This window comes from Streptomyces zaehneri (genome assembly GCF_032248645.1).
Taxonomy (GTDB): domain Bacteria; phylum Actinomycetota; class Actinomycetes; order Streptomycetales; family Streptomycetaceae; genus Streptomyces; species Streptomyces coriariae.
Genome location: NZ_JASTTJ010000010.1, coordinates 60,352 through 85,463, shown reverse-complemented (window position 1 = coordinate 85,463; position 25,112 = coordinate 60,352). Strand labels below are relative to the sequence as shown.

Sequence of the window (25,112 nt, the reverse complement as noted above, 5' to 3'; positions counted from 1 at the left end):
CGTGCAGCAGCGAAAGTGTCGGAAGCGAGGAACGCATGGACGAGTTCCGGCCAGTGCCGGACACCCTGGCCTACCTCCGAGGAGGCTGGCGGGTCACCCGGTCGGTACGGGACCGGGCGAGCGGCGCCGAGGGCCGCTTCGACGGGGTCACTGTGTTCGGCGCACTGGACGAGGGCGGGCTGCTGCACCGGGAGTCCGGTACGTTCGTCTGGCTCGGGGTCCCTCGGCCCGCCGAACGCACCCTGCGCTTCCTGCCGGGGCCGACGCCCGGCACGGCGGACGTACGGTTCGCCGACGGCCGCCCCTTCCACGACCTGGACCTGACGACCGGGCGGCACATCGCCGACCACCCCTGCTCCGCCGACCTCTACCGGGGCGAGTTCACCGTCCTGGACGCGGACCACTGGCGGACGGTCTGGCGCGTGGCGGGCCCCGCCAAGGACCTGGTGCTCACCACCGACTACGCGCGCGTGGGCTGAGCCGAGGCCCCTTCGAGGCGGAGGTTCCAGCGACCGGCCCGGCCTGTCACGGTGGTCGTCGACAGCGGACGCACATCGATGTTCCAGTACGTCGCGGGCGGCGCCTTCAGGGCGTACACCAGGGCCGCGCGGATCACGCTCGGCTCGGCCACGGCGACGATCCGGCCGCCGTCACCCACCGGCCGGGTGTCGAGCCAGCCGGCGACCCTGGTGATGAACGCGAACAGCGACTCCCCGCCGTGCGGGGTGGCGAGCGGATCGGCGAGCCAGGCGTCCACGGCCTCCGGCTCGCGGGCCATCGCCTCACCCAGCGTGAAACCGCGCCAGCGGCCCATGTCGCAGTCCCGCAGAGCGAGCTGCACCAGCGGGGCGTAGCCGAGCGCGTCCCCGGTGGCCCGGCTGCGCGGGGTCGGTGAGCAGTAGCGCAGCTCGGCGGCCGCCAGCGGCAGCAGAGCGTCCGCTACCTGCAACACCTCGGCCCAGCCGTCCTGGTCCAGCGGCCGGTCGTCCTCGAAGCGTTCCGCGAGCAGCGAGGAGCTGCGAGCGGCGGCGACGAACGTGACCCGAAGTGGCATGCGGTGATGGTGAGCCGCGTAACTGCGCAGGTCAAGAGGCATCGGCCGACGTCCGGAAGAAAACTTACCGACGAGTCAGGACCTGCCGGACAAGTCACCAGAAAACAGCTCCCGGCTCAAAACCGCCCCGCCCGTACCGCCCCATCGACGCCAGCCGCCCCTACCGCCGCGCTCACGCCACCCGCCCGTACCGCCCCGCTCACGCCGACCCGGGCTCCTCGCCCGGCTCACGCCACCCGCTCACGCTCTCCCCCGCTCACGCCGACCCGGGCTTCGCGAAGATCAGTGCCATCCAGTGGTCCGGCTTCTCCAGCGCCTCGAAGCCGACCTGCCGGTAGACCCCGTGCGCGTCGTGCGTGGCGAGCAGGATGCGGCGCAGCCCGTGCGCCCGCAGGTGGTCACGGACGGCGGCGACGAGAGCCGTCCCGAGACCCTTGCCACGCGCCGCAGGGTCCACGTACACGTCGCACAGCCACGCGAACTCCGCGAGGTCGGTCACGACCCGCGCGTAGGCGACCTGCTCCCCGGACGCGGTGTCGTAGACGCCGAAGTTCAGCGAACCGGCGATCGCCCGCTCCTGCCTCTCCCACTCGCGCCCGAGCGCCCAGTACGCGTCCGTGGACAGCCAGCGGTGCACACGCACGACGTCGACGCGGGCGGAGTCGGCGGAGATCTCGTAGCCCTCGGCGAGGGGCGGAACGGCGTTCATGGCATTCATGGCGGGATCCTCACAGGACGCCGTTCATCATGTCGAACGCTTTCCCGGGAACACCTCGTCGCACGCCGCCCGCAGCCGCCGTACCCCCTCCGCGATCTCCTCCGTCCCGGCGACGGCCGCGAAGCTCAACCGCACATGGGCGGCCGGGGGTTCGGCGCTGAAGTAGGGGCGGCCCGGAGTGAGAGCGACCCCCGCGCGCAGGGCGGCGGCCGTGAACGCGCTCTCTCCCCGGGTGCCTTCGGGCAGCCGCAGCCACAGGTGGTAGCCACCGGACGGGATGTGCGGCAGGGCCAGTTCGGGCAGCCGCAGCCGCAGCGCGGCGGTCATCGTGTCCCGCCTGACCCGCAACTCGGTGGCGACAGTCCGCAGATGGCGTGGCCATGCGGGCGAGCCGACGAGTTCGAGGGCCGCCTCCTGGAGCGGGCGGGGCACGAAGAAGGTGTCGACGACCTGAATGGCGCGCAGGCGTTCCAGGACCGGGCCGCGGGCGGCCAGCGCGCTGACCCGGAAGCTCGGCGAGGTCGCCTTGGTCAGCGAGCCGACGTGCACGACGACGCCGTCGGGGTCGTCGGCGGCGAGCGGGCGCGGCAGCTGCCCGGCGTCCTCGTGCGCGAGCCGCCGCACGAAGTCGTCCTCGACGACGAACGCGCCGGCCTCCCGCGCGATGCGCAGCACCTGCGCGCGCCGGTCCGGGGCCAGGACGGCGCCGGTCGGGTTCTGGAACAGCGGCTGGCAGACGAACACCCGGGCGCCGGTCGCCCGGAACGCGTCGGCGAGCAGCTCGGGCCTGACCCCGTCCGGGTCGACCGGGACCGGCACGGGGCGCAGTCCCGCCGTCCTGGCGATCGCGAGCATGCCCGGGTAGGTGGGCGACTCGACGAGCACCGGGGCCCCTGGCGGGGCGAGGGCCCGCAGGGCGGTGGTGAGCGATGTCTGGCCTCCGGCGCTGACCAGCACCTCGGCCGCGGTGATGGAGCCGCCGATGGTCCGGGCGAACCATTCGCGCAGTTCGGGCAGGCCCTCCATGGGCGGCCGGCCCCAGGCGCCCGGCCGCCGCCCGGCCCGGGCCAGGGCCGCGGCCATCGCCCGCTCCGGCTGGAGCGAGGGGTGCAGATAGCCGCCGTTGAACTCGATCACGCCGGGCGGCGGGGCGGCCAGCGACACGGTGACGCCGGAGGCGTCCACCGAGCGCGGGACGAGGTCCGCGGCGCCGTCCGCGCTCAGCGCGACCTCCTGCCAGGAGGTGTCCCCCGCGGGGGCGGCTCCCGCCCGCGTCGGCCTGGCCCGGAAGGCGCCCGCACCGGGCCGGGTGACCACCAGCCCCTCGGCGGCCAGCTGCGCCAACGCCCGCGACACGGTCACCGGGCTCACCCTGAACCGTTCGACCAGGGCCCGGCTCGACGGGAGCTTTCCACCGGGAGAGTAGCGGTCGAACTCCCGCCGCAGCTGATCCGCCAGCTCACCCACACTGCTACGCTCTTGCATGAAGACACAGAGTAGCGCTACTGACCGGCCCGCGATAGCGGTCAGCACCCGGGCCGGCACCTCGACCGGCAGCCGGGCCGACACCCCCGCCGGCTCCCGGGCCGACGCCCCCGCCGGCACTCCCGCGGGAGCCCCCGTCGGCGCCCCGCAGGCGAGCGGCGCCGGTACTCTCCTGGCCGCCCTCGGTGTCGTCGCCTTCTCCCTGACGTTCCCCGCGACCGCCTGGGGCCTGGAGGGGTTCGGCCCCTGGTCCCTGGTCGCCGTGCGCAGTGTCCTGGCCGCGCTGATCGCGGGCGGGTGCCTGCTGGCGCTGCGCGTTCCGCTGCCCGCCCGGCGGCACTGGGCGGGACTCGCCGTCGTGGCCGCCGGGGTCGTCGTCGGCTTCCCGCTGCTCACCACGCTCGCGCTGCGGACGTCCACCACCGCGCACGCCGCCGTCGTGGTCGGCCTGCTGCCGCTGACGACCGCGCTGCTGTCCGCCCTGCGCATGGGGACCCGGCCCTCCCGCACCTTCTGGGCGGCCGCGCTGGCCGGCGCCGCCGCGGTGGTGGCGTTCACCGTGCAGCAGAGCGGCGGGGCCCTGACCACCGCCGATCTGTATCTGTTCGGGGCGCTGCTGGTCTGCGCGGCCGGCTACACCGAGGGCGGCCGGCTGGCCCGGGTCATGCCGGGCTGGCAGGTCATCGGCTGGGCGCTGGTGCTCTGCCTGCCGCTCACGGTGGTCGGCGCCGCGCTCGCCCTTGCCCATGAGCCCGTCCACCTGACCGCGCACAGCGTGGCCGGGCTGCTGTGGGTCGCGGCGGGCTCGCAGTTCCTCGGCCTGGTCGTCTGGTACCGGGGCATGGCGCTCATCGGCATTCCGAAGGCCAGCCAGTTGCAGTTGGCGCAGCCCCTGCTCACACTGGTGTGGTCGGTGCTGCTGCTGGGCGAGCACCTCACGCCCGCCGCTCCGCTGACGGCCGCCGCCGTGCTCGTGTGCATCGCCGTGACGCAGCGGGCGCGCGGTTAGCCACGGCAGACGTACCGTCGCACCCGGTGAGGAGGCCCCGCAGATGCGCGCAACCAAGGGCGACCAGTTCGTCCAGCACGGCAGGGTGGTCGGCCAGCACGACAAGGTCGGCGAGATCGTCGAAGTCATGGGCCAGGGAGGAAATCCCCCGTACCGCGTCCGCTTCACGGACGGGCATGTGGGCGTGTGCTCGCCCGGCCCCGACACCGAGATCCGTCACAGGACGGCCGAGGAACAGCGGTAGATCAGCGCGGGGGCTCCGCCGGCTGCCGGTAGTGGTCGGCGACCACCCGCGCCATCGCCCCGATCCGGTCGGTCCGCACGTCCTTGGCGGCGAAGAAGACATGCCCGCGCACCTGTGGGTGGGCGGCGGCCAGTTCGAGATGGTCCGACAGCTCGGCCGGGTCCTGCCACGCCGCGGGCTGTGCCGGGTCGCCCGCCCGGTACAGGGCCTCCCCGAGATAGAGCCGGGTACGGCTGCCCTTCGCCACCTCCGCCCACCAGGGCACGAGCTTGGCGTAGTCGGCCACCGAGAGCCCGATGTTCCAGTAGAGCTGCGGGACGATGTAGTCGATCCAGCCCTCCCGCACCCACTTGCGGGTGTCCGCGTGGATGTCGTCGTACGACTGGAGCGCCCGGGTGTCCGAACCGCGTGAGTCGGTGGAGGCGTTGCGCCACACCCCGAAGGGGCTGATCCCGAACTGGGTGCCGGGCCGTGCCGCCTTGATCCGGGTGGCCGTCTCCAGCACCAGCTTGTCGACGTTGTCGCGCCGCCAGGCCGCCCGGCTGGGGAAGGCTCCGCCGTAGGTGTCGTACGCGGCCCCGTCGTCGAAGGTCTGGCCGGCCACCGGGTACGGATAGAAGTAGTCGTCGAAGTGCACGGCGTCCAGGGGGTACTTCTTCACGGCGTCGAGGATCGCGTCCTGGACGAAGGCGCGGACCTCGGGCAGGCCCGGGTTGTAGTAGAGCTTCCCGCCGAACGAGACCACCCACCGCGGGTGCCGGCGCGCGGGGTGGGAGGCGACGAGCTTCGAGGGGTCGTCATGGGTGGCGACCCGGTAGGGGTTGAACCAGGCGTGCAGCTGCAGGCCCCGCGCATGCGCCTCCGTGACGGCCGTGCCGAGCGGGTCCCAGCCCGGTGACCTGCCCTGGGTGCCGGTGAGCACCTGGGACCACGGTTCGTACGGGGAGGGCCACAGCGCGTCCGCCGTGGGCCGCACCTGGAAGATCACCGTGTTGAGCCGCCGTTTCACCGCCAGGTCCAGCATGGCGATCAGTTCGGCGCGCTGGGCGGCGGCGCTCAGGCCGGGGCGGGACGGCCAGTCCCGGTTGCTGACGGTCGCCAGCCACATCCCCCGCATCTCGGTCGCCGCCCGCCGTCCCCTCGCGGGAGCGGCCGCCGCGCCCGTCGTGGTGAACGCCGACAACGCTGCCAGCGCGAACGCCCGCCGGGTCAGTCGACCCATCGCACACATCCCCACACACTCTGCGGATCCGCTCGGTCACGGATCGTTTCGCGGTCCAGCATGCCTCCACCCCGGCGATCGATCATCGATACTTGCTAGTAACGTGCACGATCGGAGCAGGGCGGCCGAGATCCGGCAGACCTGCCCCGGCCATCTGAGTCAGCGCGGCGAAAGGGACTGATGTGACGGGCACCCCAGCGGGAGATCTCTCACGGGTCGGAGTGGTGGGCTGCGGCCAGATGGGAGCGGGCATCGCAGAGGTCTGCGCCCGCGCCGGCCTCGACGTCAAGGTCGCGGAGACGACCGGCGAAGCCCTGGAGATCGGCCGTACCCGGCTGTTGAACTCCCTGGCCAAGGCCGCCGAGCGCGGCAAGATCTCCGAGGAGGAGCGGGACGCCACACTCGCCCGCCTCAGCTTCACCACCGATCTCGGCGAGTTCGCCGACCGTGACCTGGTCATCGAGGCCGTGGTCGAGAACGAGCAGGTCAAGACCGAGATCTTCCAGGTGCTCGACCAGGTCGTGACCCGTCCGGACGCGATCCTCGCCTCCAACACCTCCTCGATCCCGCTGGTGAAACTGGCGGTCGCCACCTCGCGGCCCGACCACGTCGTCGGCATCCACTTCTTCAACCCGGCCCCGGTGCAGCAGCTCGTCGAGCTGATCCCGGCGCTGACCACCTCCGAGGGCACGCTCAGCCGGGCCCAGCTGTTCGCCGAGAAGTTGCTGGGCAAGCACGCGATCCGCGCCCAGGACCGGTCCGGCTTCGTCGTCAACGCGCTGCTGATCCCCTACCTGCTCTCCGCGATCAGGATGTTCGAGACGGGCATCGCCAGCCGCGAGGACATCGACAACGGCATGGAGATGGGCTGCGCCCACCCGATGGGTCCGCTGAAGCTGTCCGACCTGATCGGCCTGGACACCGTCGCCTCGGTGGCGCAGAGCATGTACGACGAGTACAAGGAGCCGCTGTACGCCGCTCCCCCGCTGCTCCAGCGCATGGTCGACGCGGGCCGGCTGGGCCGCAAGACCGGCTCGGGCTTCTACGCCTACTGATCACCCACCGTGATTCCCGCGGGCCCGGCACTCCTCGCAGTGCCGGGCCCGCGGCATTCACACGCCGTGTGCGCCACGGGTCCGCATATGCCCGGCGCACACTCTCCCCGTCGGCCCACCAGGCGAGTTCACTCATCATGCGCATGCAAGGGATGGAGACGACTACGGAAAGGAGCGGCCACGTGACCGCCGACCCCGAACATCCCGTGGTTCATGGAGAACTCGCAGAGTTACGTCGCCGGCTCGATGTGGCCTACGCCCGCGTCGAGGGCGGACTGGCCCTGCTGTCCCACCGCACCGAGCAGACCGCCAAGGAACTGGACGAGCTGAACACCCGCATGATCTCGCTGGAACACGCACGCTGGCCGCTGCCCTCGCTCGCGGCGCTCACGGCCCTGGGGGCACTGGTCGCGACGGTCTGGCAGGCGCTGACCCACTGAAACCTCGGCCCGTCCACGACCGGTCCACGGCGGTCCACGACCGGTCCACGGCGGTCCACGGCGGTCCACAGCCGATCCGCGGCCGATCCGCGGTTAGCCCTCGGCGAGCCTGAGGTGGTGCAGCAGCATCAACGCGGCCACCATGTTGGCGGCCGGGACCTCCCCCCGGGCGACCAGGTCGGGAACCACCTTGAGGGGAACCCATTCCCGGCGGTCCGACTCGAAGTCGTCCACCGGGTGTCCCACGTACTCACCGTGCTCCGACCAGTAGATGTGATGGACGGCGTCGGTGAGGCCGTTGGACGGCTCCACGCTCATCAGGTGGCGCAGCGGCCCCGGCCGCCAGCCGGTCTCCTCCTCGAGTTCCCTGGCGGCCGCGCGGACGATGTCCTCGCCGTCCTCGACGACTCCCGCCGCGAGCTCCCAGCCCCAGCTGTCGGTGATGAAGCGGTGGCGCCACAACAGGAGGACCTCGTTGGCCCGGTTCACGACCGTCGCGACCGCGACCGGCCTCAGCCGTATGAGGAAGTGGTCGAGGTGCCGGCCGTCGGGCAGCTCCACATCTGCCAGGTTGACGCTGAACCAGCGGTTTTCATACACAGTTCGTTCGTTCTGTTTCGTCCACTGCACGGTTCTGCCACCTTCCGTCGAGTGAGTGGCAATATCGCAGCAGGGACTGTGCAGCGTCGGCGTAGCCGCCGGTGTGGGTGTCGTGTAGGCGTCGTGTCGGTGTGCCGGTGTCGATGTCGGTGTCGGTGTCGGTGTGCCGGTGTCGGATACCCCGCCGGGCCCCGCCTACAGCGGTACGCGCAGTGCCCCGTCGATGAGTTCGGCGGCCTCGGCCGTGCCCGCGCAGTCGCTGCGCACCAGATGTTCGCGCACCGCCCGGAGTCTGTCGCGCAGGCGCTGCGACTCCATGCCCCGGGCCTGTTCGGCCATCTGCACCGCGGTGACCACCGCCTTGTCGGCGTTGCCCTGGCGCAGTTCGATCGTGCTGAGCATCGCGAGCCGGTGCACCCGTCCCCGGTCGTGCGCCGGGGTGTCGACGGCGGCCGCGGCGTGCTCGGCGGCGGCGGCGAGGTCGCCGAGGCTGAGCAGCGCCTCCGCCACCTGGACGTTGACCAGGCCCGGTTGGACATAGCCGGTCTCGTCGGGCTCGTGTCCGCGCCGGATGTGATCGGCGGCGGTCTCGGCACGCCGGATGCACGACAGGGCGCTCGTGCCGTCGCCGAGGTGGGCGTACGCCTTGGCCTGCATCGCGTACAGGTCGGAGGCGAGGGCGGGTGTGATGTGCCGGCCGGCCGCCCGCAGCGCGGCCTCCGCGAAGGCGACGGCCTGCCGGTACTCCCGCATGAACAGCGACTGGTTGACGAGGAGGGCGATGACGTACGCCCCGAGTCCCCGGTCCCCACTGGCCTTTGCGAGCCGCAGCGCCTGGTGGAAGTAGCGCTGGGCCAGGCCGTGCGCGTCCGAGTCGTACGCACAGATCCCGGCGACCGCGACCAACCCGCCTGTGGCCCGGTGCAGTTGACGTCCCGTCTCGTCGGTGTAGCTGCCGCGCAGCAGGGGCGCCGTCTCCGCGTTGAGGAAGCCGACGACACGGCTGCGGGTCGCGATGCCGCCCGCCTTGCGGTACATCTGCTCGTAGTGGGCGCGGGCGGCCCGCAGCATCTCGATGTCGGCCGAGGTGACACGGTGCCGGCCACCCCTGGAGACGTCGACGTCCTCCGGCGGGTTCTCCCACTCCCACACCGGCATCACGGCCGGCGTGCCGGTGACCGCCGGCGCCCCCAGGAGATGCGGGCGTTGCTGCTCGTCGGAGCGCCACAGGGCGGTGGCCCGCTCGACGAAGCCGGACAGCGAGGTGCCGTGCGGGCCGGCCGGTTCGCCCGGCACGCCGAGGCCGATGTCGTCGAGGGTGACCGGCCGGTGCAGCCGCCCCGCGAGCACCTCGCAGATCAGGTCGGGCACCTGGCCCCGCGGCCGCTGGCCCTTCAGCCAGCGGGCCACCGCCGTGTGCTCGTACCGCAGCGCCAGTCCGCGGGCCCGTCCGGCCTGGTTGACGTGGGCGGCGAGGCCCGCGTGCGAGACGCCCGCCTCGTCCAGGATCGCGTCGAGCAGAGTGTTGGGCTGCATGGGTGCCCCCAGGGTGCCTCGGTGCCGTCAGAGTAGTGGCTCCGTACTCACACGGGGTGTGAACGAAGTACGCGCATCCGCAGGGTGCACGCGCTGTCGCGGAGCGTTTCCGGTCGGTTGACTGAAATGCCTCGCAAGAGGTTCGCCGGGCCGTCGGCTCCCCCTCGTAAAGCGACGGCCCGGCGATTCGCACCGCGGGTCGGGCGAGGCGGGGGACCATCGGTGCGTTGTCGGCTGTGGGTGTGTGGTGGCTGGTCGCGCGGTTCCCCGCGCCCCTGAGGCGGGTGCGGGAAGCCGCCCGCTCCGAAGCACCAGTGGCGATGCCGTCGGTCGGTCCGGCCCCCGCGTGCCGGAGAAGTGCCGTCAGTACCGCGCGCGGGACGGTACCGAGTGCGGGTAGCCCGTGCCCGAACGCAGATCGGACCGGCCTCGAAAGGCCGGTCCGATTCTGTCGAGAGCACGGCCCGGAAAACCGGACCATCTGGAGATATCACCCGAAGGAGTGAGGAAACCGAAGAGAGGGACAGCCGGGGCGCAGGGGGCGAAGCCCCCGCGCCCCCGGGGGCGCGGGGAACCGCGCGACCAGCCACGACGGCATCGCGGTCGGCCGGGAACCGCAGCTCCCCCGGCGCCTAACCGCGCAGCACCGCTCCCGTGCGCTCACCCGCCAGGGCAACCGCCGCATCCCTCGCGGCAGACGCCTCGTCGACGGTCAGCGTCCGGTCGTCGGCACGGAAGCGCAACGCGTACGCGAGCGACTTCCGCCCCTCACCGAGCTGCTCCGCGTTCTCGTACACGTCGAACAGCCGGATCCCCTCCAGCAGTTCACCCGCGCCTTCGCGCAGCGCGGCCTCGACCTCGGCGTGCGGGACGAACCTGTCGACGACGAGGGCGACGTCCTGCGTGGCCACCGGGAACGCCGAGATGCTCGGCGCCTGGGGCGTGTCGTCGCCGACCTGCTCCAGCACGTCCAGGTCCAGCTCCATCGCGGAGGTGCGCGAGGGCAGCCCCAGCGCCTTCAGCACCCGCGGGTGCAGCTCACCGGCGTGGCCCACGACGCGCTCGGCACCGTCGACGACGACCAGCAGCTCGGCGCACCGGCCCGGGTGCCACGGCCCGTACTGGCCGCTGCGGACGACCAGTTCGGCCCCCGCCTCACGGGCGACCGCACGCGCCGCCTCGACGGCGTCGGCCCAGTCCGCCGGGCGGCCCCTGCCCCACCAGCCGGCCTGCTCGCGGGCGCCCGCGAGAACGACGGCGACATGGCGCGGCTGCGCGGGCAGCACGGCGTCCAGGGACGCGATCTCCTCCTCGGTGGGGCGGCGGTCGACGGGCAGGTGCCCGGCGACGCGCTGCTCCTCCTGCGGGAGGAACACCAGCCCGGTCTCGAAGAGCGCCAGGTCGTGCGAGCCCCGGCCGTCGTTGCGGCGCAGAGCGGCCAGCAGGCCCGGCAGCAGCGACGTACGGAGCGCGGGCTCCTCGTCGTTGAGCGGGTTCGTCAGCCGGACGACACGGCGGGCCGGGTCGTCGGCGTCCAGGCCGAGCTGGTCGAAGACCTGCTCGCCGATGAACGGGTAGTTCGGCGCCTCGACGTAGCCGGAGCCGGCCAGGGCGCGGCCGACGCGGCGGTGCAGGCGCTGGCGGTGGGTAAGACCACGCCCCGAGGGCGGCTTGGGCAGCGTGGAGGGCAGGTTCTCGTAGCCCTCCAGCCGGATGACCTCCTCCGCCAGGTCGTTGACCTCGGCGAGGTCGGGCCGCCAGGACGGGACGGTGACGATCAGCTCGTCCTGCCCGTACACGTCGCAGCCGATCTCCTGGAGACGGCGGACGACGGTCTCCCGGCCGTACTCCACGCCCGCGACCTTGTCCGGGTGGTTCGCCGGGACGCTGATCGTGTGCGGGCCGGAGGGGGCGATGATCTCCGTGACGCCCGCGTCGGCCGTACCGCCCGCGAGCAGGACCAGGAGGTCGACCGTGCGCTGTGCGGCGGCCGCCGCGGCCTGCGGGTCGACACCGCGCTCGAAGCGCCTGGACGCCTCGGAGGACAGTTTGTGCCGGCGGGCCGTACGCGCGATCGACACCGCGTTGAAGTGGGCGGCCTCGATGACCACGTCGGTCGTCGAGGCGCCCCCGTTCTCGGCGGCCTCGTGATCGGCGATCTCGGTGTTGGCGCCGCCCATGACACCGGCGAGGCCGATGGGACCGCGGTCGTCGGTGATCACCAGGTCCTCGGCGTGCAGCTCGCGCGTCGCCCCGTCGAGGGTGACGATCCGCTCGCCCTCCCCTGCCCGGCGCACGCCGATGGTGCCCTGGACCAGCGAACGGTCGTAGGCGTGCAGCGGCTGGCCGATCTCCATCATCACGTAGTTGGTGATGTCGACGGCGAGCGAGATCGGGCGCATGCCGACCTTCTGGAGCCGGCGTGTCAGCCAGATCGGGGAGCGCGCCTCGGGGCTCAGACCGGTGACGGTGCGGGCCGTGAAGCGGTCGCAGCCCATCGGCTCGGAGACCTGCACCGGGTAGCCGAAGGCGTTCGGCGCCGGTACGTCGATCAGCGCCGGGTCGCGCAGCGGCAGACCGTAGGCGATGGCGACCTCTCGGGCGACACCGCGGATGGACAGGCAGTCGCCGCGGTTGGCGGTGACGGCGATGTCCAGGACCTCGTCGACCAGCTCGAGCAGCTCGATGGCGTCCTTGCCGACCTCGGTCTCCGGCGGCAGCACGATGATGCCGTGGCTGCCGTCGTCGCCCATGCCCAGCTCGTCGCCGGAGCAGATCATGCCGTGGGAGGTCTTGCCGTACGTCTTGCGCGCGGCGATCGCGAAGTTGCCGGGCAGGACGGCGCCCGGGAGGACCACGACGACCTTGTCGCCGACGGCGAAGTTGCGGGCGCCGCAGACGATCTCCTGGGGCTCACCCGTGCCGTTGGCGGTGCCGACGTCGACGGTGCAGAAGCGGATCGGCTTCTTGAAGCCCTCGAGCTCCTCGACGGTGAGCACCTGGCCCACGACGAGGGGGCCCTTGAGGTCGGCGCCGAGCGGCTCGACGGTCTCCACCTCGAGGCCCGCCGACACGAGCTTGGCCTGCACGTCACGGCCGGTCTCGGTGGCCGGCAGGTCGACGTACTCCCGCAGCCAGGAAAGCGGGACCCGCATCAGATCTCCATCCCGAACGGCCGGGTGAACCGGACGTCACCCTCGACCATGTCTCGCATGTCTTCGACGTTGTGGCGGAACATCAGCATCCGCTCGATGCCGAACCCGAAGGCGAACCCGCTGTACTTCTCGGGGTCGACGCCGCAGGCGGCCAGCACCTTGGGGTTGACCATGCCGCAGCCGCCGAGCTCGATCCAGCCCTCGCTGGAACAGGTGCGGCAGGGGCGGTCGGGGTTGCCGACGGACTCGCCGCGGCAGACGTAGCACACCATGTCCATCTCGGCGGACGGCTCGGTGAAGGGGAAGAAGTTCGGCCGCAGCCGGGTCTTCATGCCCTCGCCGAACAGCGACTGGACCATGTGGTCCAGGGTGCCCTTGAGGTCGGCCATGGTCAGGCCCTCGTCCACGGCCAGCAGCTCGACCTGGTGGAAGACCGGGGTGTGCGTCGCGTCCAGCTCGTCGGTGCGGTACACGCGGCCGGGGCAGATCACGTACACCGGCAGCTCACGGCCGAGCAGCGAGCGGATCTGGACCGGCGAGGTGTGGGTGCGCAGCACGACACCGGACTCGGTGCCGCCCTGCGGGCCCTGCACGAAGAACGTGTCGGCCTCGCCGCGGGCCGGGTGGTCCGGGCCGATGTTGAGCGCGTCGAAGTTGAACCACTCGGCCTCGACCTGCGGGCCCTCGGCGACCTCGTAGCCCATGGCCACGAAGACGTCCTCGATGCGCTCCGACAGCGTGGTGAGCGGGTGGCGGGCGCCGGCCTGCTCGCGGTCGTACGGCAGTGTGACGTCCACCGCCTCCTCGACCAGCACGCGCTGGTCACGCTCGGCCTCGAGCTCCTCCTGGCGGACGGCGAGGGCCTTGTTCACGGCGCCCCGGGCCTGGCCGACGAGCTTGCCGGCGGCCGCCTTGGCGTGCGGCGGCAGGGCGCCGATCTCGCGGTTGGCCAGGGCCAGCGGGGAGGTGCCGCCGGTGTGCGCGACCTTGGCCTCCTGGAGCGCGTCGAGGGAGTCCGCGGCGGCGAAGGCGGCGAGCGCCCCGTCCCGCATGCGCTCGATCTCTTCCGGTTTCAAGGCCTCGACCTCTACTGGGTCGTACGACTTATTCGGTGCCGACATCTCTTCCCGTGCTTCCGGTTGGCTGGCTGAAGGTCCCCGTCACCGACTCACGCAGAGGTCAGAGGGCCGTCCATGGGACACAAAGGTGCCAAAGGCCGAGTCTAACGGGGTGGAGGTATACGGATGCGCCCGCGGGCTGCCCGGCCGGTTCTCAGGTGAGATACGCCGGGGTGCTCACGGGCAACGTAAATCGGAACTCGGCGCCGCCGCCGGGAGCGCGGCCGACCGTGATGACGCCGCCGTGGGCTTCGACGATGCCCTTGACGATGTACAGCCCAAGGCCCGTGCCGCCGCGCTTGCTGCCCCGCCAGAAGCGGGTGAAGACGCGGTTCATGGACTCCTCCGGGATGCCTGCGCCCTCGTCGCTCACGGTGACCGACGTGCCGGAGTCCTCTCCCTCACGGGGGGACGCGGCGGGCGTGACATCGATCGTGACGGTTCCCTCGCCGTGGCGCACCGCATTTTCGATGAGGTTGCTGAGCACCTGGTCGACCTTGTCGGGGTCGGCCCACAGGGCGGGCAACGGCTGCTCGATGCGCAGCAGGAACCGGTCGGCGGGCTGTCCGGCGGCGACGTAGGCCTGGATGTGCCGGCCCACGGCCGCGCCCATGTCGACGGGCTGACGGCGCACCTCCAGCCGTCCCGAGTCGATGCGCGAGATGTCGAGCAGCTCGGCGATGAGGCGGGTGACCCGGTCCGCGTCGGCGTCGACGGTCTCCAGCATCAGCCGTTTCTGGTCGTCGGTGAACCTCGACCACTTGGCGAGCAGGGTGGCGGTGAAGCCCTTGACCGAGGTGAGGGGGGAGCGCAGCTCGTGGGCGACGGTGGCGATCAGCTCGGCGTGGCTGCGTTCGGTGCGGCGGCGGGCCTCGGTGTCGCGGATCGACACGACGACCCGGTGGACCGGTCCGGTGGGTTCGCCGCGGACGTACCGCACCGTGACGAGCACCTCGCGTCCCCCCGGCAGCAGCAGGTTGCGCTCGGGCTGTCCGACCCGGATGGCGAGGCCGCCGTAGGGGTCGGTCAGCTGCCACCAGCGGCGGCCTTCGAGGTCCTCCAGCGGCAGCGCGGTCTCCAGCCGCGCGCCGAGGGCGTCCTCGGCGGGGACGGCGGTGATGCGCTGGGCGGCGGCGTTGAAACAGACGACGTGCCCGTGTTCGTCGGCGACCACGAGCCCGTCGGGCAGGTCGTCGGGGTCGATGCCGAGACCGGTGGGGTCACCGCCCGGCCGGGGTGCGCAGGCGTCGGGAACGGCCTGCGCATCCCGTGTACCGCTCATGCCGACGCTCATTGCCCGTACCCCACCTCTCAGACGACTGAGGGGCCCCCGAGCTGGTCACCCTACTAGCTCTCGGTGACGGAGCGGCACCCTCCGGAGGCGCGCTGTGCACGGGCCGATGCATAGAGACATACGGCGGCGGCGGTCGCGAGGTTCAGGCTCTCGGCCTTCCCGTGGATCGGAACCCGCACGACGGCGTCCGCGAGGTCCCGGGTCTCCTCCGGGAGCCCCCAGGCCTCGTTCCCGAACACCCACGCCGTGGGCCCGCCCATCGTCCGCTTGTCCAGCTCGTCGTCGAGGTCGTCGTCCCCGGCGCCGTCGGCGGCGAGGATCCGCACCCCGGCCTCCTTCAGCCCGGCCACGGCCTGTTCGACGGGGACCCCGACCGCCACGGGAAGGTGGAAGAGGGAGCCCACGGAGGCGCGGACGGCCTTGGGGTTGTAGAGGTCGACGGAGGCGTCGGTCAGGACGACGGCGTCGGCGCCCGCGGCGTCCGCGCACCGCAGGACGGTGCCGGCGTTGCCGGGGTCGCGCACATGGGCCAGTACGGCGACCAGCTTCGGCCGGGCGGCGAGGATCTCCTCGAAGGGCGTGTCCAGGAACCGGCAGATGCCGACGAGCCCCTGCGGGGTGACGGTGGTGGAGATGTCCTCGATGACCTGTTCGTCGGCGAGGTGCACCCGGGCGCCGACGGCGCGGGCCTCGCCGATGATGTCGGCGTACCGTTCCGCGGCCTCGACGGTGGCGAACAGCTCCACGAGGGTCGCGTCGCCGCCGGCCCGGTGCGCGGCCGCCTCCCGCACGGCCTGCGGTCCCTCCGCGAGAAACAGCCGTTCCTTGCCCCGGAAGTTCCGCCTGGCGAGCCGCCGGGCGGCGGAGACCCGGGGGGAGCGGGGAGAGATCGGCTCGGGGGTGGCGGAGGGCATGTGGAGCTCACCTTCGTTTTTCACTCGTGGGGGATGGCGACCCCCTGGGGGCGCGGGGAACTGCGCGACCGGCCGCCGACGGCCCGCACCCGGACGACGGCCGGAACGGGCAGACGCAAAGGACCCGCAGGCGTCAAGCCTGCGGGTCCTTCCGTCACGTCGGCTCAACGCCGGCGCGGCGTCACGCGGCCTTGGGCGCGTTCACGTCCGCCGGGAGGGCCTTCTGCGCGACCTCGACCAGCGCGGCGAACGCGGTGGCGTCGTTCACGGCCAGCTCGGCGAGGATCTTGCGGTCGACCTCGATGTTCGCGGCGTTCAGACCCTGGATGAAGCGGTTGTACGTGATGCCGTTGGCGCGGGCAGCCGCGTTGATGCGCTGGATCCACAGCCGCCGGAAGTCGCCCTTGCGCTTCTTGCGGTCGTTGTAGTTGTAGACCAGCGAGTGGGTGACCTGCTCCTTGGCCTTGCGGTACAGGCGCGAACGCTGACCGCGGTAGCCGGAGGCCGCCTCGAGGATCGCCCGGCGCTTCTTGTGGGCGTTGACTGCCCGCTTGACGCGTGCCACTTGTTTAACTCCTTGTAGCGGGGCCGTGGTTGGACTCACACGACCCGGAATCGATTTAGTCCCGGTCTGAGATCAGGCGCGGATCACGCGCCCGACGTCACTTGCCGAGAAGCTTCTTGATCTTCGCGGCGTCGCCCGGGGCCATCTCGGCGTTGCCGGTGAGGCGACGCGTCACGCGGGACGACTTGTGCTCGAGCAGGTGGCGCTTGCCGGCGCGCTCACGGAGCACCTTGCCGGAGCCGGTGATCTTGAAGCGCTTGCTGGCACCGCTGTGCGTCTTGTTCTTCGGCATAGCGCCGTTATCTCCTCGTCGGTGGCGTTCCGGTGCCCGGTCGTGAAACCGGGCACGGTGGAACGTCTCTTGTATCGGTTACGTCCTTGGGACTCGCGTCCCGCGGATCACGCCTCGGCGGAAGCCTCGGCAGGGGCCTCGGCGTCAGCCTCGGCGTTCACGACGTCGGTGTCGACGTCGCCCTCGGCGTTGACGGCGTCGGCATCCGCGGCGTTCTGCGAACGACCCGGGTTGGCCTTCGCCTCGGCCTTGCGGGCCTCCTGCGCCTGACGGGCCTCGGCCATCGCCTCGGTCTTCTTCTTGTGCGGACCGAGAACCATGATCATGTTTCGGCCGTCCTGCTTCGGGTTCGACTCGATGAACCCGAGGTCCTGGACGTCCTCCGCGAGACGCTGGAGCAGTCGGTAGCCCAGCTCGGGCCGGGACTGCTCACGACCGCGGAACATGATCGTGATCTTGACCTTGTCGCCCTGCTTGAGGAACCGAACGACGTGACCCTTCTTGGTGTCATAGTCGTGCGGGTCGATCTTCGGCCGGAGCTTCATCTCCTTGATGACCGTGTGCGCCTGGTTCTTGCGCGCCTCACGGGCCTTCATGGCCGACTCGTACTTGAACTTCCCGTAGTCCATGAGCTTGCAGACCGGGGGGCGGGCTGTCGCCGCGACCTCGACCAGGTCCAGGTCGTACTCCTGGGCAAGCTCCAGTGCCTTGGCCAGGGGGACGATGCCCACCTGCTCGCCACTGGGACCGACAAGTCGCACCTCTGGAACGCGAATCCGGTCGTTGATGCGGGGCTCGGCGCTGATGGATCCTCCTAGATAGCACCACGCGGCAGTCTGGCGAACGGCCGCGTAACGTCTTGGTTGTTAGTCCTGTAACCACGCCGAAGCACAAAAAATGCCCCGAACGATCACATGCGGGGCTCCAAGCACTACCGGAGCACCGCCGCGTGAACGCGGGGCGCACTACCGGGCGACTCCATCGTCCGTACGGAACGATGGTGGCCGCCTGACCGGGGTGACCCGCCGTCCGCGAGGACAGTCGGGTGGGAGTTCGGAGCCTCCACTTGTGGGCCGGGCCCGCCTGCTGAGGGGCACGCGTGTCCGACCGGTCTTTACACGAGATTAGCAGTCTGCGCCAGGAACGGCCAATCGAGCCTCGGTACGGAGACCGGGCCGGCCTGCGCCTATCGTGTGGGGCATGAGTGACTCCTCCCCCGCCGGCTCCGCCGAGACCCCCGGCGCCCCCGACTTCGACGAGATGACCCGCGACATCGCCGAGGTCCCCGCCGTCGAGGTGATCGTGACGGTCGCCGTCAACCTGATGAGCGCCGCCGCCGTGAAGCTGGGGCTCACCGAGGAGGGCGACAAGTACAAGGACCTCGACGAGGCCCGCAAGCTGATCCACGCCCTCGCCGGCCTGCTGGACGGAAGCGCGACCGAGATCAGCTCCTTCCACGCGGCGCCCCTGCGCGACGGTCTGAAGTCGCTCCAGCTGGCGTTCCGCGAGGCGTCCCTCGTCCCGGACGAGCCGGGCCAGGGACCGGGCGAGAAGTACACGGGCCCGATCTACGGCTGAGGCCGCTTCTTCCGCTTCTTCCGCTGGGCCGGCGCAGCCGCCGGTTCAGCTCTTCACGTAGAGGGGCTCGCCCGGAGGCGTCGTCCCGGCCGGCAGCAGTGCCAGGTCGAGGCCGCGCACCAGGCGGGCCCTCAGTGTTTCGTCGGCGGCGAGCCGCCCGGCCACCGCACGGGCCGCCTCGGCGGGGACGGCGGCCGGGTCGAGGACGAGGGCCAGGGTGCCGTCCGCCTGCCCCGGCCCGAGGTGGGCGCTGAGGACCTCCGGTTCGGCGGCGACCGCGGCCCGGACCGCCGCCCGCACCGCCGGATCGGCGAGCGGGTCGGCCGACGTACGGCCCTCGGCGAGCGCCAGCAGCGCCGGCCCGGTCAGTTCGAAGGCCACCGGTCCGGCCAGGTCGAGGACGACCGTGTCCGCCTTCTCGTGGGCGGCCGCCTGGAGCGCCTGGTGCAGCGGTACGGCGACCGGGCGGGCCTGCGGGTCCCAGCGGGCGAGCGAGTCCGTGGACGTGAACGCGGGCAGCGCGGTGCGACCGCCCGCCTTCAGCGTGGGCACGGCCATGTCGCTGGTCTTCTCCCGGCGCAGTCCCTTCTCGTCCTCCTCCACCTCGCCCAGCACGGCCACCACGGGCACCAGGAGCCGGGCGCCCCTGAGCGCCGCCAGGACCGGGCCCACGGCGGTGCGGTCCTCGGCCCAGGCGGCGAGCGCCGCGCTCAGCCGGGGATCGGCGGAGCCGTCGTCGTCGGAGAAGCCGGAGTCGGGAATGTTCTTGTTCGCCACGGTCGTCGACCCTATCGGGGGGATGATGCTGCGCTTGTGCGGGGCCCGAAACACGGTGGTGACGCCTTTCACCGGATTCTCAGACATCCCTGACGTGCCTCTAACCTCCGTCTAACGGTGCGCACAGTCGCCGCCCCGAGCATCGACGGTCATGGAGTCCTCCAGAGCACGTCGCAGCCGCCGCGCTCGGCCCTCCCGGCGCCGCCCGCTGCTGTGCACCGCGCTCGCCGCGGTCGCCGTCCTCGGGGTTACGGCGGGCGGGACCGTTTATGTGAAGGCACAGGCGCACTCGGGTACCGCGGTCGTATCGTCGTCCTCCGCGACGCCGTCGGCGTCCGGTCCGGGGAGCGGAAAGGTGTCGGTGGAGACGGTGGCGGCGCCCGAGGTGGACCACGACGCGCTGCTCGCGTCCGCGATGAGGTCGGTGACCGTGCCGGGCGACGCGTCCGTGTCCGTGGCCGTGCTCGACCTCGACTCCGGTGACGACGCCACGTACGGCGAGAGCGCCTTCGACACGGCGAGCATCGTCAAGGTGGACATCCTGGCGACGCTGCTGCTCCAGGCACAGGACGCGGACCGGCGTCTCACCGCGGCCGAGAAGACGTACGCCACCGCGATGATCGAGAACAGTGACAACGACTCGGCGTCGGCGCTGTGGCGGATCATCGGCAAGGCACAGGGGCTCGACGCCGCGAACGAACGGTTCGGGCTGACGGACACCGCGGGCGGCGACGACATGCTGTGGGGGCTCACGCAGACCACGGCCGCCGATCAGCTCACCCTGCTCCAGCAGGTCTTCGGGGACGACTCGGAGCTGAGCGAGGCGTCGCGGACGTATCTCCGGGGCCTGATGGGGCAGATAGCCGCCGACCAGCGCTGGGGAGTCTCGGCGGCGGCCGACGGGTCCTCGTGGGCGCTGAAGAACGGCTGGCTGGCGCGCAGCACGACCGGGCTGTGGGACATCAACAGCATCGGCCGGGTGACCGTCGACGGCCACGACTGCCTGGTGGCCGTGCTGTCGAACGGCAACGCGACGCAGGCGGCCGGGATCTCACTGGTCGAGCAGGTGGCGCGGACGGCGGTGTCGGCGCTGCGGGACGGTGGCGCCTCGACGCAGGCCGCCGCCACGGCCTCGCCCTCCGCCGCCGACTAGCCGGCGGGTCCCGTCACGGCTGGAGCGTCCCGTAGGCCCCGGGCCGGTCGCGCTCGCGGCGGCCGCGCCACAGGAAGACAGCCGCCACCAGCAGCACTCCCCCGGCACCGCCCGCGAGCAGGCCCGCCCAGTCGGCCGGGTCGTCGTCCGCCTTCGGCTTGTCCGGGCCGGAGCCGAAGTACTGCTCGCCGTAGGCCGCCGACTGCAGACCCTCCGGCTTGAGGTCGGCTGCGGCCGTGATCGCGGCGGCCGGGTCGATGAACCCGTAGCCGCGGGAGTCGTCGCGCCCTCCGGTGGGGGCGTTGCGGGCGGTGTCCTCCAGGAGCTTCTTGATCTGGGCCGGGGTGAGCCCGGGCCGGGCGCCCTTGATGAGCGCCACGGCCCCCGAGACGAAGGCGGAAGCAGCGCTGGTCCCCCAGCCCTCGTAGTACTTGTGGTCCGGGTCGGCGATGACGACGTCGACGCCGGGCGCGCTGACCGTGGCGTACCAGCGGCGGGTGGAGAAGGAGGCGCGGGTGCCGTAGCGGTCGACGGCGGTCGCGGCGATGACGCCGGGGTAGGCGGCCGGGTAGGAGATGTGGTCGCCCTTCTCGCCGCCGTTGCCGGCCGAGGCGACGACGACCGAGCCCTTCTTCAGCGCGTACTGGACGGCCTCGTCCTCGGCGGGCTCGGGGTGGGCGGAGGCGGAGTCGTCGCCGAGGGAGAGGTTGATGACGTCGGCGCCCTGGTCGGCGGCCCAGCGGATGCCCTCGGCGAGGGCGTTGCCGCGGGTGTTGCGGGCCTTGGTGCGCTGCGGGTCGCCGTCCTCGAGGATCACGCGGACGGGCAGGATCTTCGCCTCCGGGGCGATGCCCAGCACGCCGTCGGCGTTGCCGCCGCCATGGCCGTGACCTGAGATGATGCCGGCCATCGCGGTGCCGTGGCGGGCCCACGCGCGGTCACCGGGACCGGCTCCGAAGCCGACCATGTCCTTGCCGGTGAGCACGTTGCCGGTGAGGTCGGGGTGGTCGGCCTCGACGCCGGTGTCCAGGACGGCGACGGTGATGCCCGCGCCCTTGGTGGTCTGCCAGGCCTCCTGGGTGTGCAGGGCCTCCAGGGCCCACTGCTTGGCACGGATGCCGTCGGCGTAGGCGGTGGAGGGCGGCACGAGGGCGACGGTGGCGGCGAGGAGACAGCACAGGAGCCCGGCCCTGCGGGTCGTACGGCTCGTACGGGTGCTCATGAGGGCTGCTCCGAGGGCGTGACGGCGGTCTTGCGCAGGCCGCGCTCCACGCGGTCGGCGAGGCCCTGGGCCTCGTTGCCGAGGCCCGCCTGCGCGGGGGCCGTGGTGGCGCCCGCCGCGGTGGCCGCCGGGGCGGACTGAGGGGTGTCGACCACGCGGCCGTCCGCCCAGCCGGAGACCGCGTAGACGACGACGGGCGCGTCGGTCAGGACGGAGACCGTCCACGCCGCGCGCTGCTTGTCGCCGAAGGCGGCGGCGACGGTGCCCTTCACGGCGTACGGCCGGGGCATCAGATCGGCCCGCTCCGCCAGCTTCTCCTTGGTGAAGCGGGTGTCGAGCGCACGCATGGCGGCCGCGTCGGCCGTGGTGAACAGCAGGCCGACGGTGGTCACATAGCTCTGGGTGGCGTCGGTGTAGGTGGCCCGCAGGAGCCGCTGGCAGCCGACCGGGGCGAGGGTCTTGAGCAGCAGCGGGTCGAAGGCGTCGGCGCAGTCGCCGTCCGGGGCGACGGCGATCCGCGTCCAGGTGCGGTCGGCGCCGCCGGGACCGGCGCCCTGACCGTCGACCGTGGGCGGGAACAGCTGATCGACCGGCACGTTGTGCCACAGTCCGCCGGCGGTGGTGTAGGTACTGCGCTCGGCGGCGTCCGCCGAGTCCCCGACCAGCCAACTGCCGGTGACCGCACCGCCGATGAGCCCCATGCCGAGGACGACACAGACCGCGGCCGCGGCGACGCGTCCCCGCCGGCCGAAGATCCCGGACATGTCCCGGTACCCCTCGGGGCGCGCGAAGGTCACCACCGGCCGGGTGGCACCGAGGGGTCCGCCCGGTGCCATCGGAGCGCTCCAGGACAGGGACGGATCGGGGCCGCTCGCCTCACCCGGGCCGCCGTCGGTCCGCTGCGGAGCCCTTGGCGCGGGGGGCGCGGGGGGCGCGGCCGGAACGGGCGGCACGGCGAACCCGGGCTGCCGCACGGCCACCCCGGGGCTCCACGCCGGCCCGTCGTCCGTCACCGCCGGGCCCGCCTGGGAGTCACCGCGCAGACCGCCCCCGGCGCCCTCCGCCTCCGCCTCCCGCCGACTCAGCCCGGGCACGGGCACCCAACTCCGGGGCAACGGCGACCAGGCGCCGTCGGACGCGGACCCGTCCGCGGTCGCGGACGAGCCGGCGGGACGGGAGGGCGGCGGCGGGCCCGCGGGGCGGGAGCCGTTCGAGTCGGCGGGACGAGTGCCCGCGGGAGCGGCAGTGCCGTCGGGCAGGGCGCCTTCGGAGCGGCCGGCGGAACGCGGGGGTCCGTCACCGGAGGGGCGGGCGCCGGCTGCGCCGGTGGGAGGGGAGCCGTCGGGGCCGGCCGGGCGGGTGGCCTCCCCGTCGGCGGGACGGGGAGCAGCCGTACCGGCGCGAGGGGCGGCGCCGCCCGGACCTGCGGGGCGCGAGTCCTGCGAGGGAGCGGGGCGGGCGGCCGGCCTGGTGGGCCGGGGGGCGCGGCGGAAGTCGTGGGGCGGGGCCGGACGGGGGACATGAGGAGCCGCCGGGCGTTCTTCGGCTCGCGGGGGCGTCCCGGCGTCGTCACGTCGTGAGGCGGGGACGGGGCGGGCGGGCTGCGGCGGGATGTCCGGAAAACGGGCCGACGCGGGCGGCGGGGGCGGGGTCATGGCGTCCGTGTGCTGGGCCCGCAGGTCGGCGAAGCGGGGGGCGGTGCGGGAAGGGGAGGACTGCGGGCCCGCCGAAGGAAAGTCGTCGCCGGCGGAAAGAAAGCCGCGCCCGGCAGAGGGGAAGTCGTCCCCCGAGGAAGAGAAGCCGTCCCCGGCAGAGGGGAAGTCGTCCCCCGAGGAAGCGAAGGCGTCCCCGGATGTGGGCTCGCCCTGGGCGGGCGCCTTCGGTCCGGCCGAGCCGGGAGTCGCGCCGTGGGCGGACTCCCGCTCAGCCTGCTGCCGCGGTCCGCCCGTCGGCGTCCTGGGCGGCGCGGCGGGCTCCTGCGGCTCGGCGGCGGGGGCCGCCCGGCGCGCCGGGTCGCGTGGCGGCGGCTCGGCGAGGGCCTGGCCGGTGCTCGCCCGGTCCGTCGGGGCAGTCGGGGGCTGGGCCGGGCGGGGCGGGGTGGCGGGCCGGGGCGGGACACCGGGGTGGGGCGGCACGTCCGGGCGCGGGGGGACCGAGGCGCGGCGTGCTTCCGTGCTCATGCACCCCCCGTTTCCTCGTCCCCGGGCCGTCGTATCGGTACGCGGGCGGTCGGTCTCGTGCCCGGGCGGCCCGGCGCGGACGCGGTGGTCCGCCCTGGGCACGCATACCCGCACGGGCGGACCGGCATCCCGACGCGGTTGCCCGGCCGGAGCCGTCCTCCTGCGTGCGCGTCACTCTACGGCTTGTCGCCGGGCGAACGGGAACCAGTCCGCGACGCCCGGGGCTTCTGCCCGGAACGTCCCCCTACCCTGCGGTAATCCTGTCTGGCAGGCTTCGTTCATGACTGCGCGCGCCGCCGACCGGGCCCGTTACGACCGGGCCACCGCCCATCTCGACGCACCTCTCGCCCTCGTGGACCTGGACGCCTTCGACGCCAACGCCGAGGACCTGGTCCGCCGGGCCGGCGGCAAGCCGATCCGTGTCGCCAGCAAGTCCGTACGCTGCCGGACGCTGCTGGAACGCGTCCTGGCCAAGGACGGCTTCGCCGGCATCATGTCGTTCACCCTCGCCGAGTCCCTGTGGCTGGCCCGGTCCGGGTTCGACGACATCCTCCTCGCCTACCCGTCGGCCGACCGCACCGCCTTCGCCGAACTGGCCGCCGACCCCAAGCTCGCCGCCGCCGTCACCGTCATGGTCGACGACGTCTCCCAGCTCGACCTCATCGACGGCGCGCGCGGTGAAGGGCGCGAAGTCATCCGGGTCTGCCTGGAGTTGGACACCGCGCTGAAGTTCCTCGGCGGCCGGGTCCGGGTCGGCGCCCTGCGCTCGCCGCTGCACTCCCCCGCCCAGGTCGCCGACGTGGCCAGGGCGGTCGCCCGGCGGCCCGGTTTCAAGGTCGTGGGGATCATGGCCTACGAGGGGCACATCGCCGGGGTCGGCGACGCCGTCGCCGGGCGGCCCTTCCGGTCCCGGGCCATCCGGCTGATGCAGGCCACCGCCCGGCGCGAGCTCGCCGAGCGTCGCGCCGCGGTGGTGCGCGCGGTGCGGGCCGTCGTACCGGATCTGGAGTACGTCAACGGCGGCGGCACCGGCAGTGTGCAGCACACCGCCGCCGAGGACGCGGTCACCGAGATCGCGGCCGGGTCGGGGCTGTACGTGCCGCGTCTGTTCGACAACTACACGTCCTTCAGCGGCCGTCCGGCGGCCCTGTTCGCCCAGCCCGTCGTCCGGCGGCCGGGGGTGGGGATCGTCACCGTCCTCGGCGGCGGGTATCCCGCGTCCGGTGCCGCGGGCCCCGACCGGCTGCCCGTGCCGTACCTGCCGGAAGGGCTGCGGTACGACCCCCAGGAGGGGCCGGGCGAGGTGCAGACGCCACTGCTCGGCTCGCCCGCCGACGATCTGCTGATCGGCGACAAGGTGTGGTTCCGGCACGCGAAGGCCGGTGAGCTGTGCGAGCGGTTCGACGTGCTGCACCTCGTCGAGGGGGACGCGGTGACGGCGACCGTGCCGACCTACCGGGGTGAGGGGCGGACCTTCCTGTAGGCGGCCGGTCGTTGGGGC

24 protein-coding genes are annotated in these 25,112 nt (G+C 72.8%); 8 read left to right on the top strand and 16 right to left on the bottom strand.

Features of this window, described 5'->3' with window-relative positions; all coding sequences use genetic code 11:
• Positions 1-35 precede the first annotated feature (35 nt).
• The gene (locus QQM72_RS18460) at positions 36-479 is read left to right on the top strand and encodes a DUF6314 family protein (RefSeq protein ID WP_314221969.1); all 444 of its coding nucleotides are present in this window, start codon (positions 36-38) and stop codon (positions 477-479) included.
• Here the strand turns inward: QQM72_RS18460 and QQM72_RS18455 are convergent.
• The 3 genes from QQM72_RS18455 to QQM72_RS18445 form a co-directional block, all read right to left on the bottom strand.
• On the bottom strand, positions 461-1,054 hold the full coding sequence (locus QQM72_RS18455) for a histidine phosphatase family protein (RefSeq protein WP_142269435.1): 594 nt from the start codon (positions 1,052-1,054) through the stop codon (positions 461-463). The genes QQM72_RS18460 and QQM72_RS18455 overlap by 19 nt on opposite strands.
• Before the next feature lie 256 nt (positions 1,055-1,310).
• On the bottom strand, positions 1,311-1,763 hold the full coding sequence (locus tag QQM72_RS18450) for a GNAT family N-acetyltransferase (RefSeq protein WP_314222128.1): 453 nt from the start codon (positions 1,761-1,763) through the stop codon (positions 1,311-1,313).
• A 36-nt stretch (positions 1,764-1,799) separates the two neighbouring features.
• Complete coding sequence (locus QQM72_RS18445; protein ID WP_314221968.1) at positions 1,800-3,257, bottom strand: aminotransferase-like domain-containing protein; 1,458 nt, start codon at positions 3,255-3,257, stop codon at positions 1,800-1,802.
• On the opposite strand from QQM72_RS18445, the gene QQM72_RS18440 reads away from it, so the two are divergent.
• Both QQM72_RS18440 and QQM72_RS18435 read left to right on the top strand, forming a co-directional pair.
• Complete coding sequence (locus QQM72_RS18440) at positions 3,256-4,266, top strand: DMT family transporter (protein ID WP_314221967.1); 1,011 nt, start codon at positions 3,256-3,258, stop codon at positions 4,264-4,266. The two genes, QQM72_RS18445 and QQM72_RS18440, sit on opposite strands and share 2 nt — an antisense overlap.
• A gap of 43 nt (positions 4,267-4,309) precedes the next feature.
• Positions 4,310-4,510: a DUF1918 domain-containing protein gene (locus tag QQM72_RS18435; protein WP_020132326.1), complete on the top strand. Its 201-nt coding sequence runs from the start codon at positions 4,310-4,312 to the stop codon at positions 4,508-4,510.
• A gap of 1 nt (position 4,511) precedes the next feature.
• Here the strand turns inward: QQM72_RS18435 and QQM72_RS18430 are convergent, their stop codons facing one another.
• On the bottom strand, positions 4,512-5,732 hold the full coding sequence (locus QQM72_RS18430) for a glycoside hydrolase family 10 protein (RefSeq protein ID WP_314221966.1): 1,221 nt from the start codon (positions 5,730-5,732) through the stop codon (positions 4,512-4,514).
• A gap of 182 nt (positions 5,733-5,914) precedes the next feature.
• Here QQM72_RS18430 and QQM72_RS18425 point away from each other — a divergent pair, with 182 nt between their 5' ends.
• Together QQM72_RS18425 and QQM72_RS18420 are read left to right on the top strand one after the other, a co-directional pair.
• Positions 5,915-6,787 (top strand): 3-hydroxybutyryl-CoA dehydrogenase, encoded by an 873-nt coding sequence (locus tag QQM72_RS18425; RefSeq protein WP_267020825.1) that lies wholly within the window; start codon positions 5,915-5,917, stop codon positions 6,785-6,787.
• A 182-nt stretch (positions 6,788-6,969) separates the two neighbouring features.
• Positions 6,970-7,227, top strand: coding sequence for a hypothetical protein (locus tag QQM72_RS18420; protein ID WP_314221965.1), 258 nt, complete (start codon positions 6,970-6,972; stop codon positions 7,225-7,227).
• 93 nt (positions 7,228-7,320) lie between these two features.
• On the opposite strand, the gene QQM72_RS18415 is transcribed toward QQM72_RS18420, so the two are convergent.
• The 9 genes from QQM72_RS18415 to infC form a co-directional block, all read right to left on the bottom strand.
• Positions 7,321-7,857, bottom strand: coding sequence for an NUDIX hydrolase (locus QQM72_RS18415; RefSeq protein WP_314221964.1), 537 nt, complete (start codon positions 7,855-7,857; stop codon positions 7,321-7,323).
• 165 nt (positions 7,858-8,022) lie between these two features.
• Positions 8,023-9,363: a transcriptional regulator gene (locus QQM72_RS18410; protein ID WP_314221963.1), complete on the bottom strand. Its 1,341-nt coding sequence runs from the start codon at positions 9,361-9,363 to the stop codon at positions 8,023-8,025.
• A 632-nt stretch (positions 9,364-9,995) separates the two neighbouring features.
• Positions 9,996-12,518 carry a phenylalanine--tRNA ligase subunit beta gene (gene pheT / locus QQM72_RS18405; protein WP_314221962.1) on the bottom strand — a complete coding sequence of 841 codons (2,523 nt, stop codon included), beginning with the start codon at positions 12,516-12,518 and terminating at the stop codon, positions 9,996-9,998.
• Positions 12,518-13,639 carry a phenylalanine--tRNA ligase subunit alpha gene (gene pheS / locus QQM72_RS18400; protein WP_314221961.1) on the bottom strand — a complete coding sequence of 374 codons (1,122 nt, stop codon included), beginning with the start codon at positions 13,637-13,639 and terminating at the stop codon, positions 12,518-12,520. Before pheS ends, pheT begins: the two co-directional genes overlap by 1 nt.
• Before the next feature lie 151 nt (positions 13,640-13,790).
• Entirely contained in the window at positions 13,791-14,930 is a 1,140-nt protein-coding gene (locus tag QQM72_RS18395) for a sensor histidine kinase (RefSeq protein ID WP_314221960.1), read from the bottom strand.
• Between the two features lie 53 nt (positions 14,931-14,983).
• The gene (locus QQM72_RS18390; protein WP_314221959.1) at positions 14,984-15,844 is read right to left on the bottom strand and encodes a TrmH family RNA methyltransferase; all 861 of its coding nucleotides are present in this window, start codon (positions 15,842-15,844) and stop codon (positions 14,984-14,986) included.
• A gap of 181 nt (positions 15,845-16,025) precedes the next feature.
• Positions 16,026-16,409, bottom strand: coding sequence for a 50S ribosomal protein L20 (gene rplT / locus QQM72_RS18385; protein WP_020132316.1), 384 nt, complete (start codon positions 16,407-16,409; stop codon positions 16,026-16,028).
• A 97-nt stretch (positions 16,410-16,506) separates the two neighbouring features.
• A complete protein-coding gene (gene rpmI, locus QQM72_RS18380) occupies positions 16,507-16,701 on the bottom strand; it encodes a 50S ribosomal protein L35 (protein ID WP_006607578.1) in 195 nt (64 codons plus the stop codon).
• A gap of 107 nt (positions 16,702-16,808) precedes the next feature.
• Positions 16,809-17,507: a translation initiation factor IF-3 gene (gene infC / locus QQM72_RS18375; protein ID WP_314222127.1), complete on the bottom strand. Its 699-nt coding sequence runs from the start codon at positions 17,505-17,507 to the stop codon at positions 16,809-16,811.
• Positions 17,508-17,901: 394 nt separating this feature from the next.
• Here infC and QQM72_RS18370 point away from each other — a divergent pair, with 394 nt between their 5' ends.
• A complete protein-coding gene (locus QQM72_RS18370) occupies positions 17,902-18,279 on the top strand; it encodes a DUF1844 domain-containing protein (protein WP_314221958.1) in 378 nt (125 codons plus the stop codon).
• A gap of 45 nt (positions 18,280-18,324) precedes the next feature.
• Here QQM72_RS18370 and QQM72_RS18365 read toward each other — a convergent pair whose 3' ends face one another.
• Positions 18,325-19,056: an SseB family protein gene (locus QQM72_RS18365; protein ID WP_314221957.1), complete on the bottom strand. Its 732-nt coding sequence runs from the start codon at positions 19,054-19,056 to the stop codon at positions 18,325-18,327.
• A gap of 151 nt (positions 19,057-19,207) precedes the next feature.
• On the opposite strand from QQM72_RS18365, the gene QQM72_RS18360 reads away from it, so the two are divergent.
• Positions 19,208-20,209: a serine hydrolase gene (locus tag QQM72_RS18360; protein ID WP_314221956.1), complete on the top strand. Its 1,002-nt coding sequence runs from the start codon at positions 19,208-19,210 to the stop codon at positions 20,207-20,209.
• Between the two features lie 13 nt (positions 20,210-20,222).
• Here the strand turns inward: QQM72_RS18360 and mycP are convergent, their stop codons facing one another.
• Entirely contained in the window at positions 20,223-21,431 is a 1,209-nt protein-coding gene (gene mycP, locus QQM72_RS18355; RefSeq protein ID WP_314221955.1) for a type VII secretion-associated serine protease mycosin, read from the bottom strand.
• Positions 21,428-23,611: a hypothetical protein gene (locus tag QQM72_RS18350; protein ID WP_314221954.1), complete on the bottom strand. Its 2,184-nt coding sequence runs from the start codon at positions 23,609-23,611 to the stop codon at positions 21,428-21,430. The genes mycP and QQM72_RS18350 overlap by 4 nt, the downstream gene beginning before the upstream one ends.
• 280 nt (positions 23,612-23,891) lie before the next feature.
• Between QQM72_RS18350 and QQM72_RS18345 the strand changes: the two genes are divergently transcribed.
• Complete coding sequence (locus QQM72_RS18345; protein WP_314221953.1) at positions 23,892-25,094, top strand: amino acid deaminase/aldolase; 1,203 nt, start codon at positions 23,892-23,894, stop codon at positions 25,092-25,094.
• Positions 25,095-25,112 lie beyond the last annotated feature (18 nt).

Excerpts from the sequence above, each read along its gene's own strand:
- pheT (WP_314221962.1), bottom strand. The coding sequence starts at position 12,518 with ATGCGGGTCCCGCTTTCCTGGCTGCGGGAGTACGTCGACCTGCCGGCC.
- QQM72_RS18360 (WP_314221956.1), top strand. The coding sequence starts at position 19,208 with ATGGAGTCCTCCAGAGCACGTCGCAGCCGCCGCGCTCGGCCCTCCCGG.
- QQM72_RS18445 (WP_314221968.1), bottom strand. The coding sequence starts at position 3,257 with ATGCAAGAGCGTAGCAGTGTGGGTGAGCTGGCGGATCAGCTGCGGCGG.
- QQM72_RS18435 (WP_020132326.1), top strand. The coding sequence starts at position 4,310 with ATGCGCGCAACCAAGGGCGACCAGTTCGTCCAGCACGGCAGGGTGGTC.
- QQM72_RS18410 (WP_314221963.1), bottom strand. The coding sequence starts at position 9,363 with ATGCAGCCCAACACTCTGCTCGACGCGATCCTGGACGAGGCGGGCGTC.
- QQM72_RS18390 (WP_314221959.1), bottom strand. The coding sequence starts at position 15,844 with ATGCCCTCCGCCACCCCCGAGCCGATCTCTCCCCGCTCCCCCCGGGTC.
- mycP (WP_314221955.1), bottom strand. The coding sequence starts at position 21,431 with ATGAGCACCCGTACGAGCCGTACGACCCGCAGGGCCGGGCTCCTGTGC.
- QQM72_RS18350 (WP_314221954.1), bottom strand. The coding sequence starts at position 23,611 with ATGAGCACGGAAGCACGCCGCGCCTCGGTCCCCCCGCGCCCGGACGTG.
- QQM72_RS18455 (WP_142269435.1), bottom strand. The coding sequence starts at position 1,054 with ATGCCACTTCGGGTCACGTTCGTCGCCGCCGCTCGCAGCTCCTCGCTG.
- QQM72_RS18440 (WP_314221967.1), top strand. The coding sequence starts at position 3,256 with ATGAAGACACAGAGTAGCGCTACTGACCGGCCCGCGATAGCGGTCAGC.
- QQM72_RS18345 (WP_314221953.1), top strand. The coding sequence starts at position 23,892 with ATGACTGCGCGCGCCGCCGACCGGGCCCGTTACGACCGGGCCACCGCC.
- QQM72_RS18395 (WP_314221960.1), bottom strand. The coding sequence starts at position 14,930 with ATGAGCGTCGGCATGAGCGGTACACGGGATGCGCAGGCCGTTCCCGAC.
- QQM72_RS18450 (WP_314222128.1), bottom strand. The coding sequence starts at position 1,763 with ATGAACGCCGTTCCGCCCCTCGCCGAGGGCTACGAGATCTCCGCCGAC.
- QQM72_RS18370 (WP_314221958.1), top strand. The coding sequence starts at position 17,902 with ATGAGTGACTCCTCCCCCGCCGGCTCCGCCGAGACCCCCGGCGCCCCC.
- QQM72_RS18430 (WP_314221966.1), bottom strand. The coding sequence starts at position 5,732 with ATGGGTCGACTGACCCGGCGGGCGTTCGCGCTGGCAGCGTTGTCGGCG.
- pheS (WP_314221961.1), bottom strand. The coding sequence starts at position 13,639 with ATGTCGGCACCGAATAAGTCGTACGACCCAGTAGAGGTCGAGGCCTTG.
- rpmI (WP_006607578.1), bottom strand. The coding sequence starts at position 16,701 with ATGCCGAAGAACAAGACGCACAGCGGTGCCAGCAAGCGCTTCAAGATC.
- QQM72_RS18460 (WP_314221969.1), top strand. The coding sequence starts at position 36 with ATGGACGAGTTCCGGCCAGTGCCGGACACCCTGGCCTACCTCCGAGGA.